Origin of the sequence: Rhodococcus sp. Q, assembly GCF_005503035.1 — a bacterium.
Taxonomy (GTDB): Bacteria; Actinomycetota; Actinomycetes; order Mycobacteriales; family Mycobacteriaceae; genus Rhodococcus_G.
The window spans coordinates 84,651-102,852 of record NZ_SCOY01000019.1 but is presented as its reverse complement, the minus strand read 5'-3'; the positions used below and the strand labels follow the sequence as shown (position 1 = coordinate 102,852).

General features: G+C 68.3%; 12 protein-coding genes. 4 read left to right on the top strand and 8 right to left on the bottom strand.

Annotated features, from left to right (window positions below; translation table 11 throughout):
- Positions 1–367: 367 nt before the first annotated feature.
- Positions 368–3,814, top strand: coding sequence for a DEAD/DEAH box helicase family protein (locus FFS72_RS17710; RefSeq protein ID WP_137875148.1), 3,447 nt, complete (start codon positions 368–370; stop codon positions 3,812–3,814).
- A gap of 76 nt (positions 3,815–3,890) precedes the next feature.
- Here the strand turns inward: FFS72_RS17710 and FFS72_RS17705 are convergent, their stop codons facing one another.
- The 3 genes from FFS72_RS17705 to FFS72_RS17695 all read right to left on the bottom strand — a co-directional run bounded on the left by FFS72_RS17705 (position 3,891) and on the right by FFS72_RS17695 (position 6,655).
- Complete coding sequence (locus FFS72_RS17705) at positions 3,891–5,030, bottom strand: metallophosphoesterase (RefSeq protein WP_137875147.1); 1,140 nt, start codon at positions 5,028–5,030, stop codon at positions 3,891–3,893.
- Between the two features lie 112 nt (positions 5,031–5,142).
- On the bottom strand, positions 5,143–5,799 hold the full coding sequence (locus FFS72_RS17700; RefSeq protein ID WP_137875146.1) for a M50 family metallopeptidase: 657 nt from the start codon (positions 5,797–5,799) through the stop codon (positions 5,143–5,145).
- A gap of 418 nt (positions 5,800–6,217) precedes the next feature.
- The gene (locus tag FFS72_RS17695) at positions 6,218–6,655 is read right to left on the bottom strand and encodes a MarR family winged helix-turn-helix transcriptional regulator (protein WP_137875145.1); all 438 of its coding nucleotides are present in this window, start codon (positions 6,653–6,655) and stop codon (positions 6,218–6,220) included.
- A 145-nt stretch (positions 6,656–6,800) separates the two neighbouring features.
- On the opposite strand from FFS72_RS17695, the gene FFS72_RS17690 reads away from it, so the two are divergent.
- Positions 6,801–8,843, top strand: coding sequence for an MMPL family transporter (locus tag FFS72_RS17690; RefSeq protein ID WP_137875156.1), 2,043 nt, complete (start codon positions 6,801–6,803; stop codon positions 8,841–8,843).
- Here the strand turns inward: FFS72_RS17690 and FFS72_RS17685 are convergent.
- The 3 genes from FFS72_RS17685 to abmR all read right to left on the bottom strand — a co-directional run bounded on the left by FFS72_RS17685 (position 8,833) and on the right by abmR (position 12,567).
- Positions 8,833–10,227, bottom strand: coding sequence for an amidase (locus FFS72_RS17685; RefSeq protein ID WP_137875144.1), 1,395 nt, complete (start codon positions 10,225–10,227; stop codon positions 8,833–8,835). The two genes, FFS72_RS17690 and FFS72_RS17685, sit on opposite strands and share 11 nt — an antisense overlap.
- Positions 10,228–10,236: 9 nt before the next feature.
- Positions 10,237–11,817 carry an ABC-F family ATP-binding cassette domain-containing protein gene (locus FFS72_RS17680; RefSeq protein WP_137875143.1) on the bottom strand — a complete coding sequence of 527 codons (1,581 nt, stop codon included), beginning with the start codon at positions 11,815–11,817 and terminating at the stop codon, positions 10,237–10,239.
- A 198-nt stretch (positions 11,818–12,015) separates the two neighbouring features.
- Positions 12,016–12,567: an ATP-binding transcription factor AbmR gene (gene abmR / locus FFS72_RS17675; RefSeq protein WP_137875142.1), complete on the bottom strand. Its 552-nt coding sequence runs from the start codon at positions 12,565–12,567 to the stop codon at positions 12,016–12,018.
- 132 nt (positions 12,568–12,699) lie between these two features.
- Between abmR and FFS72_RS17670 the strand changes: the two genes are divergently transcribed.
- Complete coding sequence (locus tag FFS72_RS17670) at positions 12,700–14,583, top strand: penicillin-binding transpeptidase domain-containing protein (RefSeq protein WP_502704128.1); 1,884 nt, start codon at positions 12,700–12,702, stop codon at positions 14,581–14,583.
- Entirely contained in the window at positions 14,580–15,317 is a 738-nt protein-coding gene (locus FFS72_RS17665; RefSeq protein ID WP_137875141.1) for a sulfite exporter TauE/SafE family protein, read from the top strand. The genes FFS72_RS17670 and FFS72_RS17665 overlap by 4 nt, the downstream gene beginning before the upstream one ends.
- Before the next feature lies 1 nt (position 15,318).
- Here the strand turns inward: FFS72_RS17665 and FFS72_RS17660 are convergent, their stop codons facing one another.
- The gene (locus FFS72_RS17660; RefSeq protein ID WP_502704127.1) at positions 15,319–16,728 is read right to left on the bottom strand and encodes a chloride channel protein; all 1,410 of its coding nucleotides are present in this window, start codon (positions 16,726–16,728) and stop codon (positions 15,319–15,321) included.
- Positions 16,695–18,164 (bottom strand): peptide MFS transporter, encoded by a 1,470-nt coding sequence (locus FFS72_RS17655; protein WP_137875140.1) that lies wholly within the window; start codon positions 18,162–18,164, stop codon positions 16,695–16,697. The genes FFS72_RS17660 and FFS72_RS17655 overlap by 34 nt, the downstream gene beginning before the upstream one ends.
- Positions 18,165–18,202: the final 38 nt, after the last annotated feature.

The window sequence follows — 18,202 nt, the reverse complement described above, 5'->3', positions numbered from 1 at the left end:
TTATTTGTTTAATTTATTTCTACGCGTTGGTTTATGTTTTCATTTAGGCAGAGCAGTAAGATTCGAAGCCGGTAAGGTGTTCGGCAGCGTCAGAGTTGTATAGAATACAGGCGGGGAAGGGCTCGGTCATGTCGTGCTCCTGTGGAGATGGTGCGTCGCAGTCGACGCGTCTCGCATTTGCGAGAGCCGGACAGAATGACAGAGCCCACCGACAAGTTTTCTGCGATGCTCTCGCCGGGCGACCTGTCGGACTCTCGCCGTAACGTTCGCCGGCTCCGGGAAAGCTCGGACGCCTGTGCCAAGATCAGCACGGAACGGACACGTCACTGCGCCTTGCGCACACGAGCTTGGAGAGGACTGCGGGTCCATGGTGGGGAACTTCGACTTCCTGCAGGCCGAATGGCCGCAACTGCACGCCGAGGCCAAGAAGGCGGAGCGTGACGCGCTTTTCGACCCGCGCACGACCTGCTTCTACGTGCGCCGCACCGTCGAGCACACGGTCAAGTGGATCTACCGAACCCAGAACCTGCCCGAGCCGTACAAGTCAGACCTCGCTGCCCGGCTGCACGACGGGAAGTTCGTCGGCGTGGTCGGCCACACGCTCGTGTCGAAGATGGACCTCATCAGGAAGCTCGGCAACACCGCCGTCCACGAAGCCAAGCCGGTGTCCAAGGACGCCGGTCAGAAGGCGCTCGCCGAGCTGTTCCACATCCTGTCCTGGCTGGCCCGCAGCTACGCCACGCAGCCGTCGAGCAAGCCGTCGCCGCAGCAACAGTTCGACCCCGATCGGTTGCCCAAGCCCGGTGGTGGTGCCGCCGTCGCGAAGACGGTCGCGCAGCTCGGCAAGCTCGAAGCGGAGATGGCCGCCAAGGACGCTCAGCTCGAGAAGTCCGAGGCGGAGAAGCAGGACCTCGTCGCGCAGCTGAAGGCCCGCGACGAGGCCGCCGAGACAGCCGTACTCGAGAAGGCCAGCTACGAGCAGCTCGTCGCGGAACTGCGCGCCCAGATCGCAGCCGCGCAGGCGGCGAGTGCCGCAACCCCCGACACCCACGACTACGACGAGGCACAGACCCGTCGTGACCTCGTCGACCTCATGCTCCATGAGGCCGGATGGGCGCTCGATCAGAAGCGGGACCGTGAATACCCGGTCACCGGAATGCCCGAGGGCAAGAACGGTTTCGCGGACTATGTGCTGTGGGGTGCGGACGGTCTGCCGCTCGCCGTCGTCGAGGCGAAGAAGACGTCCGTGGACCCGGTCGCCGGGAAGCAGCAGGCGAAGCTCTATGCCGACTGCCTCGAACAAATGACGGGCCGTCGCCCCGTCATCTACTACAGCAACGGTTTCGAACACCTCTTCTGGGACGACACGCGCTACCCGCCGCGGGATGTTGCCGGCTTCCACACCCGCGACGAACTCGAACTGCTCGTCTCCCGGCGCGCTTCGCGGAAGCCGCTCGCCGAGATCCCCGTCCCGCAGGAGATCGCAGGCCGGCCCTACCAGGAGAAGGCGATCCGTGCCGTCACCGAACGGTTCGAGAACGAGAACCACAGGGCCGCGCTGCTTGTCATGGCCACCGGCTCCGGCAAGACCCGCACCGTCGTTGCGCTCGCCGACATGCTCATGCGTGCCAACTGGGTCAAGCGGGTGCTGTTCCTCGCCGACCGCAAGGCCCTCGTCAAGCAGGCCGTCGGCGCCTTCAAGACGCACCTGCCCGACTCGTCGCCGGTGAATCTGCTGACCGACAAGAACACCGAGGGCCGCGTCTACGTCTCCACCTACCCGACGATGATGGGCCTCATCGACGAAACCGACGGTGGCACCAGGAAGTTCGGACCCGGCTACTTCGACCTCGTTGTCATCGACGAGGCGCACCGCTCGGTGTACCAGAAGTACCGGCACATCTTCCGATACTTCGACTCGCTGCTCCTCGGGCTCACCGCGACCCCGAAGGACGAGGTGGACTTCAACACCTATCAGCTGTTCCACCTCGAAACCGGTGTCCCGACGAACGACTATTCGCTCGACCAGGCCATCGAGGACAAGTTCCTCGTCCCACCGCGTGCGGTGTCCGTGCCGTTGACGTTCCCGCTGCAGGGCATCCATTACGCCGCACTCACCGACGAGGAGAAGAAGCGGTACGAGTCCATCGACTGGGGCGACGACGTCGCCGACGACGAAATCCCCGACGCCGTCCAGGCGGAGGCCGTCAACAAGTGGCTGTTCAACACCGACACCGTCGACAAGGTGCTCGAGACCCTGATGACCCACGGGCATCGCGTCGCGGGTGGCGACCGGCTCGGCAAGACCATCGTCTTCGCGAAGAACGAGCGGCACGCGCAGTTCGTCGCCGACCGGTTCGACGCCAACTACCCCGAGTTCAAGGGTTCCTTCGCGCGCGTCATCACCCACTCGGTCAACTTCAGCCAGGACCTCATCGACAAGTTCTCTCAGCCGGACCAGGAACCGCACATCGCGATCTCCGTCGACATGCTCGACACCGGCATCGACGTCCCCGAGGTCGTGAACCTGGTGTTCTTCAAGCCGGTGCGCTCGAAGTCCAAGTTCTGGCAGATGGTGGGCCGCGGTACCCGCCTGCGGCCCGACCTCTACGGCCCCGGGCAGGACAAGACCGACTTCTTCATCTTCGACGTGTGCGGCAATTTCGACTACTTCGAGCAGAACCCCGACGCATCGGAAGGCGCTCTCGCCCCGTCTCTTTCGCAGCGACTGTTCACCACCCGCACCGAACTGCTTGCCGCGCTCGACCGGTCCGGATCCGCACCGGTGCTACGCCGCGACACCGCCGACCTGCTGCACGGGCAGGTTGCGGGGATGCGGCTGGACAACTTCATCGTCCGCTCTCGCCGCCGCGAGGTGGAGAGGTATGCGGATCGGGCAGCGTGGGAATCCGTCACCGAACGGCAGGCCGCCGAGATCGTCGAGAACCTCGCCGGGCTGCCGACCACGGTCCGCGACACGGACGAGATGGCGAAGCGGTTCGACCTCGTCGTGCTGCGCGGACAGTTGGCCGTCGTGGTCGCCGACGGAACGGTGACCCGATACGCAGACACGATCCGCGGGGTCGCCGACGGGCTTCTCGACGAGGGGCTTGCCATCCCCAAGGTCAAGGCCAAGGAGGAACTCCTGCGGGACGTGGCGAGCGACGAATGGTGGGAGGACGTCACCGTCGAGATGCTCGAACACGCGCGGCGCGAACTCCGCTCCATCGTCGGACTGTTGGAGAAGAAGAAGCGGGTCGTCGTCTACACCGACTTCACCGACACGCTTGGTGAAGTCGTCGAGCGGGACATGCCGGAGATGCGGTCCGGCACCGATGTGGAGCGCTACACGGCGAAGGTGCGGGACTACCTGCGTCGCCAGCCCGACAACCTGGCCCTGCAGAAGGTGAGGTCGGGGAAGGCGCTCACCGCAGCGGATCTGGACTCCCTCGAAGGGCTGCTCGCGAGCAGCGGCGCGGGCGAACCCGAGGACCTCGCGCGCGCGGTCGAGAATGCTCACGGACTCGGCCGGTTCATCCGCTCGCTCGTCGGCCTCGATCAGAAGGCCGTGCAGGAGGCGTTCGCCGAGTTCCTCGCCGGACGCACCGCGACCGTGAGCCAGATCGATTTCGTCAACCTGGTCGTCAGTCATCTGACGCGGCACGGCCAGATGGATCCGAGTCTGCTCTTCGAGGCGCCGTTCACCGACACCGCACCCCAGGGGCCGACGCAGTTGTTCGACCTAGACCAGACGCGCAAGCTCGTCGACGTCATCACGTCGATCAACGACGCGGCCGACGCCGCCACCGCGTAGGCGCCCCGTTCGGCGAGGCCCGGCTGACGGGCCGTCGCAGCCGGCTCGAACGTGCGCCGGTGCGACGGTCGGTCGATCAGGCCAGGCGACGCTCGAACGTCATCGTCGACGTCGCGGTGGCGATGTCCACCGTGTACACCCGGACGGTGACGGCGTCCGGGTCGAGGTCCAGCACCATGAATCCGACGTCTGTGTAGTTCTGAAAGAGGTTCGGGCGATCGACGGCGGAGCCGGCCTTGCCGTGGCTGTTCTTCGCCGATGCGCCGCACACGATCTGACGGGTTCCCTTGGACGCCGTCGTCGGCTCGAGGATCTGCATCGAGTGATCGTGCCCGGACAGGATGAGGTTGCATCGGCCGACGACGTGATCCTCGTAGAACCGCTTCGCGTGAACGCCGTTCAGCGGTTCGATGGGGATCCCGTCGTACATGCCGGCATCGCCGTGGGATCCGTTGCTGAGGTACGGATGATGGGTGACCGCGATCTTCCACTTCGCCGTCGACGAGGAGATCGCGGCGTCGAGCCAGGCCCGCTGCTCTGTCATGAACTGTCCGTCGGGTGCCCAGTACGGCGAGAGCAGCGGCGGAAGGTACGCGGCGAGCGGGTTGAGGTCGAGGACGAAGAACTCGACAACCGGGTTCTGCTCGGGCAGCCGCACCGAGTAGTACCGGCTGGGCATCCACCACTTCCGGGAGCGCCGGTGGTAGTCGACCTCCTCGTCGCCCCGTCCCAGCCAGCCGCCGTCGCCGGGAAAGACCGCGCTGTTGTCGTGGTTGCCCAGTGCCATCACCCACGGGAAGTCGAGGCCGTGGTTCGGGTCCTCGAACTTGGTGGCGAACTGGGTGTCGGTGTCGCTGGTCGGGCCGCTTTCGTAGATGTTGTCGCCGAGGCCCAGCGCCATGGAGAGGGGTTCGCGGGCGTGGAGGTCGCGAATCGCATCGGCCACCGCCCACTGCGGCGGCGCCCCGGTACCTGCGTCACCGCAGAGGAGGACGCGGAGCGTCGACTCGGTGGGAAAGTCGAACTTGTCGAGGTCGGTGGGGAACGGGGCATCGGCGCTTCCGGTACCGGCCACGGCGGCGGACAGGGAATCTGCGCTGCCGGTGTCGGCCGCGGACGCGATGGACGGCAGCATCGCGGCGAGCGGAACAGCGGCGCCCGCGGCCGCGGCACCGGTCAGGAAATGGCGTCGATCGATTCCGTTGAACTCCGTCATGTGTCCTCGTTCCTCGGGGAAGGGGTGGGCATGGCTGACTCGCCCACGAGTTAACAGGGCCGCAAACCCGAATGTGGACGAATGTTCAATAGTGGAAAGAAGGTTTCGCCCGTCACGCCATGTACTGCGCCCGCCACGCGAGGACGCCGGTGCCGACGGCAATTGCCATGAGCGTTGCCGTCCACAGGAATCGGGGAAGGTGGGTGAGCCGGCGGAGCTGGTCGAGGTCGGAGTGCCCGCTGCGGGTGCGGGCCGCTTCGACGATGGTGCGGAGGTTGCCCGCGAGCAGCAGCCAGATCGCGGTGTAGGCGAAGTGCAGCTGCAGGGTGTCGGAGCCGTACCAGGCGACGACGCCGACGGCTCCGCCCGCGGCGACGAGGACGAGGAACCCGAAGACGTTGCGGATGAACGGGATCATCGCGACGATCAGTGCCACGGCGCCCCACAGGAGGATCGGCAGGCGTCCGGCGGCGATGAGGGCGGCGCCCGCGAGGCCGAGCAGTGACGGGGCGAGATAGCCGGCGGCAGCCGTCACCACCATGCCCGGACCGCGTGGCTTGCCGCGGGAGAGGGTCAGCCCCGAGGTGTCGGAGTGCAGGCGGATGCCGGTGAGTCGGCGCCCCGTCGCGACCGCGGCGATCGCATGCCCCGCCTCGTGCGCCAGCGTCACCACGTGCCGCGTCAGATTCCACAGCGGACGCCACAGGACGAGCAGCGCCGCCAGTGCGAGGGGGAGGTACGCCGACCAGTCGGCCCAGTACGAGTTCACCGGACCATGGTGCCAAGGTGTTCGAGGTGAATGCTCACGCCGAAAACGGTTTCCGAGGAATTTGCCAGGTTCCAGGCCTTGCGGGTGGGCGGTCATGCGGGTAGCAATGACCCTGCGAGCCGGTAGCCCAGCAGTATTCGGCACCCTGACGCCGGTGAGCAGCATCCCCGTTCAGAAGGAGTTCAAGCATGGGTTCGTCCGAAGATGACGGCCTCGCCGCCATCAGCTATTTCGCCGGCATCGCGGGACTTGGCCTGATCGCGGTCGCGGTCGGTGCAGGACTGGCATCGCAGTCCTGACAGGTCGTGTGTGAACGCGCCTGTCCTGGCAGCGCGTCCACACCATCGACGATGTGAAAAGTCCCACACCCGAATCGGGTGTGGGACTTTTCCGTCGGCCGACGTCGGGTCCCCCCGCGTCACGAGCGGTCGGCAGGGGGCTGCAGCGCTCGGACGAGGGCGAGGAGTTGGGTACGCAGGGCCGACGCGTCTCCGACGGCTGCGGTGAGAGTGGCGTCGTCGCGTTCGAGGTCGATCAGCCGCCCGTACACGTCGCGCCCCGTGTCGGTGACGGTGACCAGTTTGCGGCGCTCGTCGGCGACATCCGTCTCGCGGGTGACGTAGCCGGCGCGTTCGAGCTTCTCGACGGTACGGCTCATCGTCTGGTCGGTGACGCGGGCGGTGCGGGCGAGTTCGCGTTGCGACGCCGGTGCGCGGGACGCCGCGTGCAGGACGAAGAGCCCGGCGTGGGTGAGGTCGTGTGCGCGGAGCACCGACTCCCAGGAGTGCTCGACGAGCCGTGCCGCGGTGGACAGCAGTCGGCCGGTGGGCCAGGTGTCGATGGCGTCGGGACCCATCTCGTCCTCCCGGGGTTGCATTTGTTCAGCAGGCTGAGCAAAATCACGAATCGGACATTGCACCGGATCCCTCGAGAGGACGATCGTGACAACCACGGCACCCACCCGGACTCGGCGACTGCGCTGGATTCTGCCAGCTCTGCTGATCCTCGCGTGGCTCGCACTAGCCGGGATGGGCGGGCCCTTCGCGGGCAAGCTCACGGACGTGCAGTCGAACGACCCCACATCGTTCCTGCCCGCATCCGCCGAAGCCACGGAGGTCGCGCGACTCGAGAGTGGCTTCCAGGACACCACATTCGTGCCCGCCATCGTCGTCGCCGAACGCGACGGCGGAATCCAGGACGCCGACACCGCGTTCCTCGCCGACCGCACCGGAGTGCTCGCGGGAACAGAGGGCTTCGGGCCGCAGGTGTCGCCGCCGCTCCCGTCGCAGGACGGCCAGGCGCTGCAGGTGTTCGTCCCCGTCGACAGCACAGGCGAGGTCAAAGACACCGTCACCCAACTGCGGGACGCCCTCGCGGACGCGCCCGACGGCCTGACGGTTCACGTCACCGGCCCGGCGGGCACCGCCGCGGACCTCAGCTCGGCGTTCGCGGGCATCGACGGACTGCTGATCCTCGTCGCGGGTGCGGTCGTGATGCTGATCCTCATCGTCGTCTACCGCAGTCCGATCCTGCCGTTCGTCGTCATCTTCTCCGCACTGTTCGCGCTGGTCCTCGCCAGCCTCCTCGTCTACGTGCTCGCCGACGCCGGCGCCATCACCCTCAACGGCCAGAGCCAGGGCATCCTGTTCATCCTCGTGTTCGGCGCCGCCACCGACTACGCACTGCTGCTCGTCTCGCGGTTCCGGGAGGAACTGCACGTGCAGGAGGACAAGTACGCCGCGATGCGGACCGCGTGGAAGGCGACCCTCGAACCCGTCGCCGCGTCCGCGGGCACCGTCATCGCAGGCGTCCTGTGCCTGCTGCTGTCGGACCTGAACTCGAATCGCGGTCTCGGCCCGGTCGCCGCCATCGGCATCGCCGCCTCGTTCGTCGCGTCGATGACGTTCCTGCCCGCGGCACTCGTGCTGTTCGGGCGATCCGCGTTCTGGCCGCGTCGACCCGGCTACACCGGCGATACGGAAGTCGAAGCCCAGCACGGATTCTGGGCGAAGCTCGCCGCACGCATCGGACGGCACCCCCGCCGATTCTGGGTCGGCTCGACGCTCGTGCTGATCCTGTTCGCTCTCTTCCTGCCGCAGTTCAAGGCCAGTGGCATCGCGCAGTCCGACACCTTCCTGTTCGAGGCGGACTCGAGCGCCGGACAGCAGGTGCTCGGCGAACACTTCGACGCAGGCAGCGGATCGCCCGCCGTGATCATCGCGAACGCCGACTCCCTCGACACGGTGCGCACGGCCGCCGAGGTGCCCGGCGTCGAGGACGTCACGGTCGTGACTTCCGGTGGTGCACCCCTGATCGTGGACGGACGCGTCGCCATCGAGGCGACGCTGACCGACGCCGCCGACTCGCTCGCCGCCGAGGACACCGTGAAGCGCCTGCGGGACTCGGTTCACGCCGTCGACGGCGCCGACGCACTCGTCGGCGGACCCACCGCAACCGACCTCGACACCAAGACCACGGCAACCCACGACCGCAACCTGATCATCCCGGTGGTGAGCCTCGTGGTCCTCGCGATCCTGTGCCTGCTGCTGCGCTCCCTGCTCGCGCCGCTGCTGCTCATGGGCACCGTGATCCTGTCCTTCGCCGCGACACTGGGTATTTCGTCGATCGTGTTCAACCACATCCTCGGCTTCCCCGGCGCCGACCCCGTCGTCCCCCTGTTCGCGTTCGTCTTCCTCGTCGCACTCGGCATCGACTACAACATCTTCCTGATGACCAGGGTCCGCGAGGAAGCGCACCGGATCGGGACGCGCCGCGGCGTGCTCCGCGGACTCACCGTCACCGGCGGCGTCATCACCTCCGCCGGAGTCGTTCTCGCCGCGACGTTCTCGGCACTCGCCGTGATTCCGTTGATCTTCCTGGCGCAGATCGCGTTCATCGTCGCGTTCGGTGTGCTCCTCGACGCCCTGCTCGTGCGCTCACTGCTGGTGCCCGCCCTCGTCTACGACATCGGCCCGCGGGTGTGGTGGCCGAGCGCACTGTCCCGCAGGGCCGAGCCGGACGGCGAGCTGGTCGCTAGCCGGTGATCCGTGCGAACGGGCGGGCCTGTTCGAGTTCGAACGCCAACTCGAGCAGGGTCCGCTCGTCGCCGTGGGCAGCCGAGAAGTGCATCCCGAGCGGCAGTCCCGTCGACGTGGTGTGCAGGGGCAGCGAGATCGCGGGCGTGCCCGCGGCGTTGTTCAGTGGCGTGAACGCCGTGTAGGTGACGATCCGCTCGAACAGCTCGTCGAAAGGCTGTGTGGGGGAGAGGAACCCGAGCTCCGGTGTCGTGTGGGACACGACCGGGGACAGGATCACGTCGTAGGTCGCGAACAGCTGCCTCGCCCGGCACGCGGTCCGCTGCAACCGGTACAGCACCTGCGGCGTCTTCGCGATGTTGCGACGGTACAGCGCGTCCAGGCCCCGGGTGAGGTTGTCGGTGCGGTCCTTGTCGAAGTCCGGGCCGAGCATCCGCTTCCCGCCCGTGCAGAGCGCGAAGGACAGGAAACCCCAATAGATGCTGAAGTCGTCGACGAACTCGGGACCGACCGGAAGCGGCGCCTCGGAGACGTGATGGCCGAGGCCGGACAGCAGATCCGCGGTCGCGCGCACCGCAGCGCGGGTGTCGTCGTCGGTGGGAGTGCCGTGCACGGAGTCCATCACCACGCCGACCCGCAGTCGGGTGCTGCTCGGACCCTCGACGAGCCGGATCGGCGGCAGGGCCGGATTGCGGTAGTGCTGCTCGGCGGCTGCGTAGTAATTCGCCGAGTCGCGGACGGTGCGGGTCACGACGCCCTGCGCGATGATGCGTACCGGCATCGACAGGTCGTTCTTGTCCGCCCGCATCCGGCCCCGGGTCGGCTTCAACCCGACCAGCCCACACGCCGCCGCCGGAATGCGGATCGACCCGCCGCCGTCGTTGCCGTGCGCGATCGGCACCACTCCCGACGCCACCAGCGCCGCAGCACCGCCCGACGACGCGCCCGACGAGAAGTCCGGATTCCACGGATTGTGTACCGGCTCGGCGTTCGCGAACTCCGTGGTCGGGCTGAACCCGAACTCCGGCAACCTGCTCTTGCCCAACGCCACCAATCCGGTCGAGAGCAGCTGAGTCGCCGATGGCGCATTCGTCCGCGCCGGACGCGGCGTGAACGCGGCGCTGCCCTCACCGGTCGGCAGCCCCGCGACGTCGACGTTGTCCTTCACGAACGTCGGTACCCCCGCGAACGGACCCGGCCGGTACACGGCGCTGCGTGCACGATCGAAGTCGGGAACCTCGATCGCGGCCAGTTCGGTCACGGCGGCGGCGCGGGCGATCGCCGCGTCCACCGCCTCGCGGGACGTGATCTCACCGGACGCGATTCGCGCCGCGACCCCCGTCGCATCGAGGTCGCCGAGGGCGTCGTCACCGAACGCATGCACTGCAGTCATGGCCCGACTCTAGAGCGGATCGGTCTCCGCGAGGCCGTCGTCGCCCAACTCGAGCCATCGCGTGATGCCGATGTCGCGCAGGAACGGCACGTCGTGGCTCACCACGACCAGTGCGCCGCGGAACTGAGTCAATGCCTCCGTCAGGTGCGCCAGGCTCGGCAGGTCGAGGTTGTTGGTCGGCTCGTCGAGCATCAGCAGACGTGGCGCCGGCTCGGACAGCAGGATCGTCGCCAACGCGGCCCGCAACCGTTCGCCACCCGACAACGCCGACACGGGCACATCCGCATCCCGGCCACGGAACAGGAAGCGCGCCAATCTGCCCCGGATCTCCTCGCCCGACGCGTGCGGCGCCGCATCCGAGACGTTCTCTGCGAGGGTGCGGGACTCGTCGAAGACGTCGAGCCGCTGCGGCAGCACCCGCCACGGCACCGCCGGGACGGCGTCGGCGATCGCGCGGAGCAACGTGGTCTTGCCGATTCCGTTGCGGCCCACGACGGCGATCCGCTCCGGACCCGTGATGCCCAGCTCGACGTGCTGCCCCGTCGGCAGAGGGGAATCGAGGTCCAGCACCCGTTGTCCGGCGTGAACCACGCTGTCGGGCAGGTCGATCCGGATCTCCTTGTCCTCCCGCAGTGCGTCCTCCGCCTCGGTGAGGGTGCGACGGGCGTCGTCCAGCTTCCCCTGATGGTTGCCCCGCAGCTTGCCCGCCGATTCCTGCGCCTGACGCTTGCGCTGACCGGCGAGGATCGGAGGCAGGCTCGACTCCATCTTCTTCCCGTACCGCTGCCTGCGATCGATCTTGATCTGCGCCTCGACCAGCTCTCGACCCTGCCGACGCACATCGGCGCGGGCGTCTCGGACGGCGGCGCGTGCCGACTCCTGCTCGGCCTCGACCACCTGCCGATAGTGGTCGAAATTGCCTCCGAAGAAACGCAATTCGCCGTCGCGGAACTCGGCTGTCGTGTTCATCCGGTTCAGCAGTTCGCGGTCGTGGCTCACGACCACGACGATTCCCGCGAACTGCTCGACCGCCGCGTAGAGGCGCGATTTCGCCTGTAGATCGAGGTTGTTCGTCGGCTCGTCGAGCAGGAGGACGTCCGGTTCGGTGAGCAGCGCCGCCGACAGGCCGAGGAGCATCGTCTCGCCGCCCGACAGGGTTCCGACGGTGCGGCCCAACGCCTCCGGGGTCGGGGCGATGCGCGCGAGGCCGAGGCGGTCCAGCGTCGCGACGGCGCGTTCCTCGACGTCCCAGTGCGAGCCGATCGCGGCGTAGTCGTCATCGGTCCCCTCGCCGGATTCGATGCGGTGCAACGCCGTACGCTGCTCCGCGATTCCGAGGACGGCATCGACGGTGCGCCCGGGGTCGAGGGCGAGATCCTGTCGCAGATAGGCGAGGTCACCGCCGACGGTGACGGAACCACGATCCGGGGTGAGTCTGCCCGCGATCAGGCGCAGCAGCGTCGACTTGCCTGCGCCATTGCGGCCGACGAGGCCCGTTCGGCCGGCAGGGAACACCGCGTCGACACCGTCGAGCACGGTGTCGCCGTCGGGCCAGGAGAAAGTGAGGTCGGACAGGACGAGTGAAGGCATGAAAGCTCCAACGGGGTGGTTGCGGAGCGCACGCGAAAGACGCGGCGCGCGGGAACTACCTCCGAATGAGCAATGGTCCGTCCGATCGTCGACAACAGGGCGCCATCCACCGTAGGGGAGGCGTGGTGACCCCGCAACCGAGTTTCGTCAGTTCGTCGATCCGCAGCTGATCACGAGCCCGATCGGTGGCCTCCGTCCCTACAGTTGGGGACCCTCGGTGCGCAGGTCGTCCACCTTGCGCATCGCGTCCCGCAGTTCCGCGAGCCACTCCTCCGCATGCTGGCCGGCGAGGCGGACCGTCCACGCGAGGGCGTCCGCGCGGGAGCGGGCGACGCCAGCGTCGACGAGGGTGTCGAGGACCTTGCGTTCGGGTTGGCGCAGTCGCGTCATCACCGGCACCGCCAGGTGCGTGAAGAGGACGTGATGGTCGCCGAGCGTGACGCCCCAGGCGACCTTGCGGCCGTAGCGGGCCTCCGCCTCGTCGGCGATCTGCATGCGCTGCGAGCGCGTCGACTCGCGGAATCGGGAGACCCGTCCCTCGACCGCGGCGGGGGTGGCGTCGTCGGGAGGCGCGAGTTCGCCGGTGACGACGATCTCCTCCCGATCGACCTCGATGGTCGGGGGACCGGTGAACCAGTCGTCGGGCAGGCGTCCGGCGAACCAGTCGCTGACGTCGCGCGTGTCGGGGGCCTCGGCCTGTTGCCAGCCGCCGCTGCGGCCGAACCTGCGGCTGTTCGACGAGTATCCCATTGCTCTCACCTCTACAGTTGCAATGATTACTTGATTACAACCATACGCCGTTCGGGTCGCGCATGTGCGTCCGTCCGGTGGCTCCGGCCACAGGAAACGCGCACAGTCGGCGGAGCCGCCTAGGGTCGGGGGATGCGCATGAACCCTCGAGTCAGCGTCGGCGTCGCGGCCATGTCGGTGTCCGCCCTGGTCCTCGGCGGGGCCGCCTGCAGCACCGGACCGTCCGAGACGGAGACCGCAGCGCAGGGCTTCGCGGACGCCCTGACACGACGCGACGCGCAGGCGGCGGCCGCCCTGACCTCCGACCCCACCGCCGCCGCGACCGCGATCGGGCAGATGTTCGAGGGCTTGAACCCGACCGACGCGCAGTTCACGGTCGCGAGCACCGACAGTGATGCGGGCACCTTCACGCTCGACGCCGACTGGACCTTCGACGGTGGCACCGCGGACGACGTCGACGACACGGCAACCCCGACCACTGCACCCTCGGCATCCTCAGCGCCCTCGGTAGCGGCGGATCGGGAATGGACGTACACGACCACCGGCGGTGGGCAGGCCGTCGCCGACGGCGGCGCCATCCCGTGGGACCCCGCGCTGCTCGCGCCCGGCCTCACGGCCGACACCTCCCTGCGTTACACCACCCTCGCCGGAGGGTCTCCCGACGTGCTCGCGGACAACGGAGCTCCGTTGATGACCGAGCAGACCGTCACCCTCGTCACCCTCGACCCCGCAGCGGTGCCTGACCCCACCGCGTCGGCTGCTGCCCTCGCGCCGCTGCTCCAGCCCGTAGCCCCCACGGTGACCGCGGCGTCGATCAGCTCTGATCTCGCTGCAGCACAGGGTCGTCCGCTGACGGTCATCACCCTTCGCGACGCGGACCTCGCGCCGATCGAGACGCAACTCGCCGCGACGCCCGGCGTCACCCTGGTCAAGCAGTCGCGGTTGCTGACCGTCGACAAGGCAACGCAGTCACCGGCATTCGAGGGGCTGCGCACCCTGTGGGAGCAGGCTCAGGCCGACACCGCCGGATGGGCGGTGCAACTCGTCCGGTCCGACGGGACGGCAGAACGGCTCGCCGGGCAGGACGGCGCCGCCGCTCCCGACATCGCGACGACACTCGACCCCGCCGTCCAGGCGTCCGCACAGGCCGCCATCGACACCCTGCCGCAACAGGCGGCGATCGTCGCGATCCGGCCATCGACCGGTGGCGTCCTCGCCGTCGCGCAGAACTCGGCCGCCAGCGGCCAGGGTCCGATCGCGCTGACGGGGCTCTACCCGCCCGGCTCCACCTTCAAGACCGTCACGACTTCGGCTGCCCTGCAAGAGGGTTCGGTCACCCCAGACACCGTCCTGCCGTGCCCGGGTGTCGCGAACATCGAGGGACGTACCATCCCGAATGACGACAACTTCGACCTCGGCTCGGTGCCCCTGCACACCGCCTTCGCCCGCTCCTGCAACACCACCATGGGGCAGCTCGCGGTGTCGATGACGCCGAACGCCCTGCACGACGCCGCCCAGCAGTTCGGCCTCGGCATCGACTACGTGACGCCCGGACTGACCACCGTCACCGGCAGTGTCCCCCCGGCCGACACCCCCGCCGAGCGGGTCGAATCCGCGATCGGCCAGGGCAGGGTGACGGCGTCGCCGTTCGGCATGGCACTCGTTGCCGCGTCCATCGCCCGCGGGTCGACACCGGCCCCGATGCTCGTGCAGGGACAGCCCGGTGTCGGGGACGCGGCGCCTGCCCCGGCGCCCGCAGCCGTCACCGACGACCTGAAGACGATGATGCGCGAAACCGTGACCTCGGGCACCGCAACACAACTCGCCGACATCGCAGACGTGCGCGGCAAGACCGGTACCGCCGAGGTCGCCGGGCAGCCCTCCCACGGCTGGTTCGTCGGCATCGATCAGGACGTCGCGTTCGCGGTGTTCGTCGCGGGCGCCGACAGTTCCGCGCCCGCCGTCGACGCCGCCGGCCGGTTCCTGCGTCCGATCCAGACCCAACTGCCCCGGTGAGTGCGCTCGACTACCTGCTCCTCGTCGTCGCCGGATTCGGGGCCGGGCTGGTCGGATTCGTGACCGGACTCGCGTCGATCGTGTCGTATCCGGCGCTCCTCGCCGTCGGGCTGACGCCCATCGCGGCGAACGTCACCAACACCGTCGCACTCGTCGCGGTCGGGGTGGGCTCCACCGCGAACTCGCTGCGGGAGTTGACCGAGATGGGGCCGAAGCTGTGGCGGTGGGCGGCGGTCTGCGCTCTCGGCGGGCTGGCGGGGGCGGTGTTGTTGCTGTGGGCGCCCGAGGGTTCGTTCGAGGCCGTGGTGCCCTACCTGGTGGTGATCGCGTCGATCGCATTGCTGGCGCAGCCGTGGATCCGGAAGCTGGCCGGCAGCAGGGAGTTCCCGGTCCTGTTCCCGATTGCACTCGCTGTCGTCGCCGTCTACGGCGGCTACTTCGGCGCGGGCGCCGGGGTGATCTTCCTGGCGTTGACGCTGATCTGCACCGCGATGTCCGTGTGGCAGGCGACGATCCTCAAGAGCTTCCTGCTCGGCATCGCGAACCTCGTCGGCGCGCTGATCTTCGCCGGGTCGGGTGAGGTGCACTGGGGTGCCGCGGCGGCCATGGCGCTCGGGTGCCTGCTCGGAGGCTGGTGCGGCCCACCGGTCGTCAAGGTGATCCCGCCGTCCGTGCTGAGGGTGGCGGTGGCGCTGGCGGGATTCGGGCTCGCCGGGTGGCTGGCGTTGCGGTGACTCACGCCGAGTTCTCGCGCTCGGCCTCCGCACGGTTCAGTCGCTGCCGCCGATAGATCGAGCTGTCCCGGTGACGCACGATCAGGTACGCGGCCGCGACCGCCACCATTCCACCCGGAAGCGCCGCCCATCCACCCGTCATCTCCGCGACCATCACCATCACCGCCAGGGGAACCCGCGCGCCCGCGCCGAAGCAGGCCATCATGCCGACGATCACGAACGGTGCCGGGCTGTCCGGCACCGACGGCACCCACGACTCGGTCAGCCGCCACACCGCAGCTCCTACGAACCCGCCGATCACCATGCCGGGACCGAAGATTCCGCCGGAGCCGCCCGTGCCGATCGACAGGGAGGTCGCGATGATCTTCAGCAGCGGTAGCGCCACCACGATCCACAACGGCAACGCCAGCAGCGACTCGCGGCCGAGCGCCTCCTGCACCCAGCCGTACCCGCTGCCGAGCACCTGCGGCACCGCCAACGCGAGCAGGCCGACGAGGAGTCCGCCGACCGCGGGCTTCGCGATCCGCCCACCAGGCAGGCGCGCACTCACCCCTGCCACGCCGTAGAACACCCCGGTGTACAGCAGGGCCACGAACCCCGACAGCACCCCGATCAGGAGGAACCAGAACAGATGTGACGCGTCGTCGAATCGGTAGTCGGGCAGTGCGAACCCGAAGAGCGGCTCGTAGCCCAGCAAGGACCCGAAGACACCGTAGGCGGTGATCGACGCGATCAGGCCGGGAATCAGGGCGCGGAATTCGAAGTCCTCCCGGTAGGGCACGGACGCCGACAGGACCGCGCCGCCCAGCGGTGCGCCGAAGATGGCACCGATGCCCGAGCCGATGCCGATCGCGACAGCGATGCGCCCCACGTCGGCAGGCAGGTGCAGCCAGCGAGTCAGCAACGACCCGAAACCCGCGGAGATCTGCGCCGTCGGACCTTCTCGGCCGGCGGATCCGCCGGAGCCGATGGTCAGGGCGCTGGAGATCATCTTCACGAGGACGGCACGAGCCCGGATCGAGCCCGGATCGCTGTGATACGCCTCGATGGCCGCATCCGTGCCGTGTCCCTCCGCCTCCGGCGCGAATCGCGCGACCAGCATCGCCGACAGCAGCGCGCCCCCGCACACCACGAGTGGGATCGCCCACCAGCGCCGGAAGCCGTCCGAACCCGAGCTCCCGCCGTCACCGCTCGCCTGCGGCGGGACGTACCCGCCGATGCCCTCGAGCAGGAGCTGTCCCGCCCAGTTCAGGAGCACGAGGAATGCCGCCGCGCCGAGCCCCGCGATCACTCCGATCGCGACGCCGAGGACCAGCCAGGTTCGGGTGTACCCGGTGAGCCACAGCCCGATTCGTGCCCCCGCGCGGGTGATCACCGTCAGTGCACCCCGCGCATCATCCGACTGATCCACGGCGACAGGACCACCATCACCAGGCCGACCCCGATCGACACCAGCCCGATCCACATGAAGTACGGGGCCTGGTTGTCGGTGTCGTAGTACTTGGCGAGCGTGCCTGCCATCGAACTGCCCAGCGCCACGGACAGGAAGAACAGGGCGACCATCTGGGTGTGGAAAGCCTTGGGCGCCAGCTTCGTCGACAGTGACAGCCCCACCGGGGACAGGAACAGTTCCGCGAACGTGAACAGCAGCAGGATGAACACGAGGGCGAGCAGAGGAGTTCCGTTCGGCTGCCCGTCCGCGAACGGCAGGAACGCCAGGAACGCCACGCCCATGAGTCCGGTGCCGACCGCGAACTTCAGCGGCGACGACGGCTGCCGCGGGCCGAGCTTGGTCCACATCGCCGCGAACACGCCGGAGAAGATGATGATGAAGACCGGGTTGATGGACTGCACCCACGAGGGCGGGAAATCCCAGCCGAACAGGTTGCGGTCGAGGAACTTGTCCGCGTAGATCGGAACCACCGTGAACTGCTGCTGGAACAGTGACCAGAACGCGGCGCTCGCCAGGAACATCGGGATGAACGCGACCACCCGGCTGCGCTCGGTGCTGGTGATCTGCCTGCTCGACAGGATCAGCCCGAAATAGCCGACCGCCGCGGCGATCGTCAGACCGACCACGACGTCCGAGAGGTTGCCGGTGGTGATCAGACCGACCAGGCACAGCACGACCAGCGCTGCCACGGCCACCGCCGCGGCTACCCCGTACTTCCACAGCAACGAGCGTGGCAGGGGGTTCGACGGCGAGGCGCCGATGTTTCCGAGGTGCTTGCGGCCGAGCGTGTACTGGATCAGACCGATCGCCATGCCGACCGCGGCCAGCGCGAAGCCGACGTGGAAGCCCCAGTTGTCCTCGGCCCATCCGGTGAGCAGCGGCCCGATGAAGGCGCCGATGTTGATGCCCATGTAGTAGATCGAGAACCCGGCGTCGCGGCGCTCGTCACCCTCGGAATACAGGTCGCCGACCAGGGACGTGGCGTTGGCCTTCAATCCGCCGCTGCCGACCGCGACGAGGATCAGGCCGACCCCGACCCCCGAGAGCCCGGGAATGACGGCCAACGCGATGTGTCCGAGCATCACCAGGACAGCGCTGTAGAACAGGGTCCGCTCCGAACCGAGCACCCGGTCCGCGATCCATGCCCCGAGAACCGTCGACAGGTAGACGGTGCCGCCGTACGCGCCGACGATCGAGACGGCCGATGCCTCGGAGATCCCCAACCCGCCGTCGGCGACCGAGTAGTAGAGGTAGTAGATCAGGATGCCCTGCATCCCGTAGAACGAGAACCTCTCCCAGAGTTCGACCGAGAACAGGTTCGCCAGCGCGAACGGCTGACCGAAGAACCCGTGGTCGCGCTTCGGGTCGTGCGGAGGCGACGCCAGTTCGCTCATCCCAAAACTGTGCCACGCACGTCGCGGGTGCGGCGGCT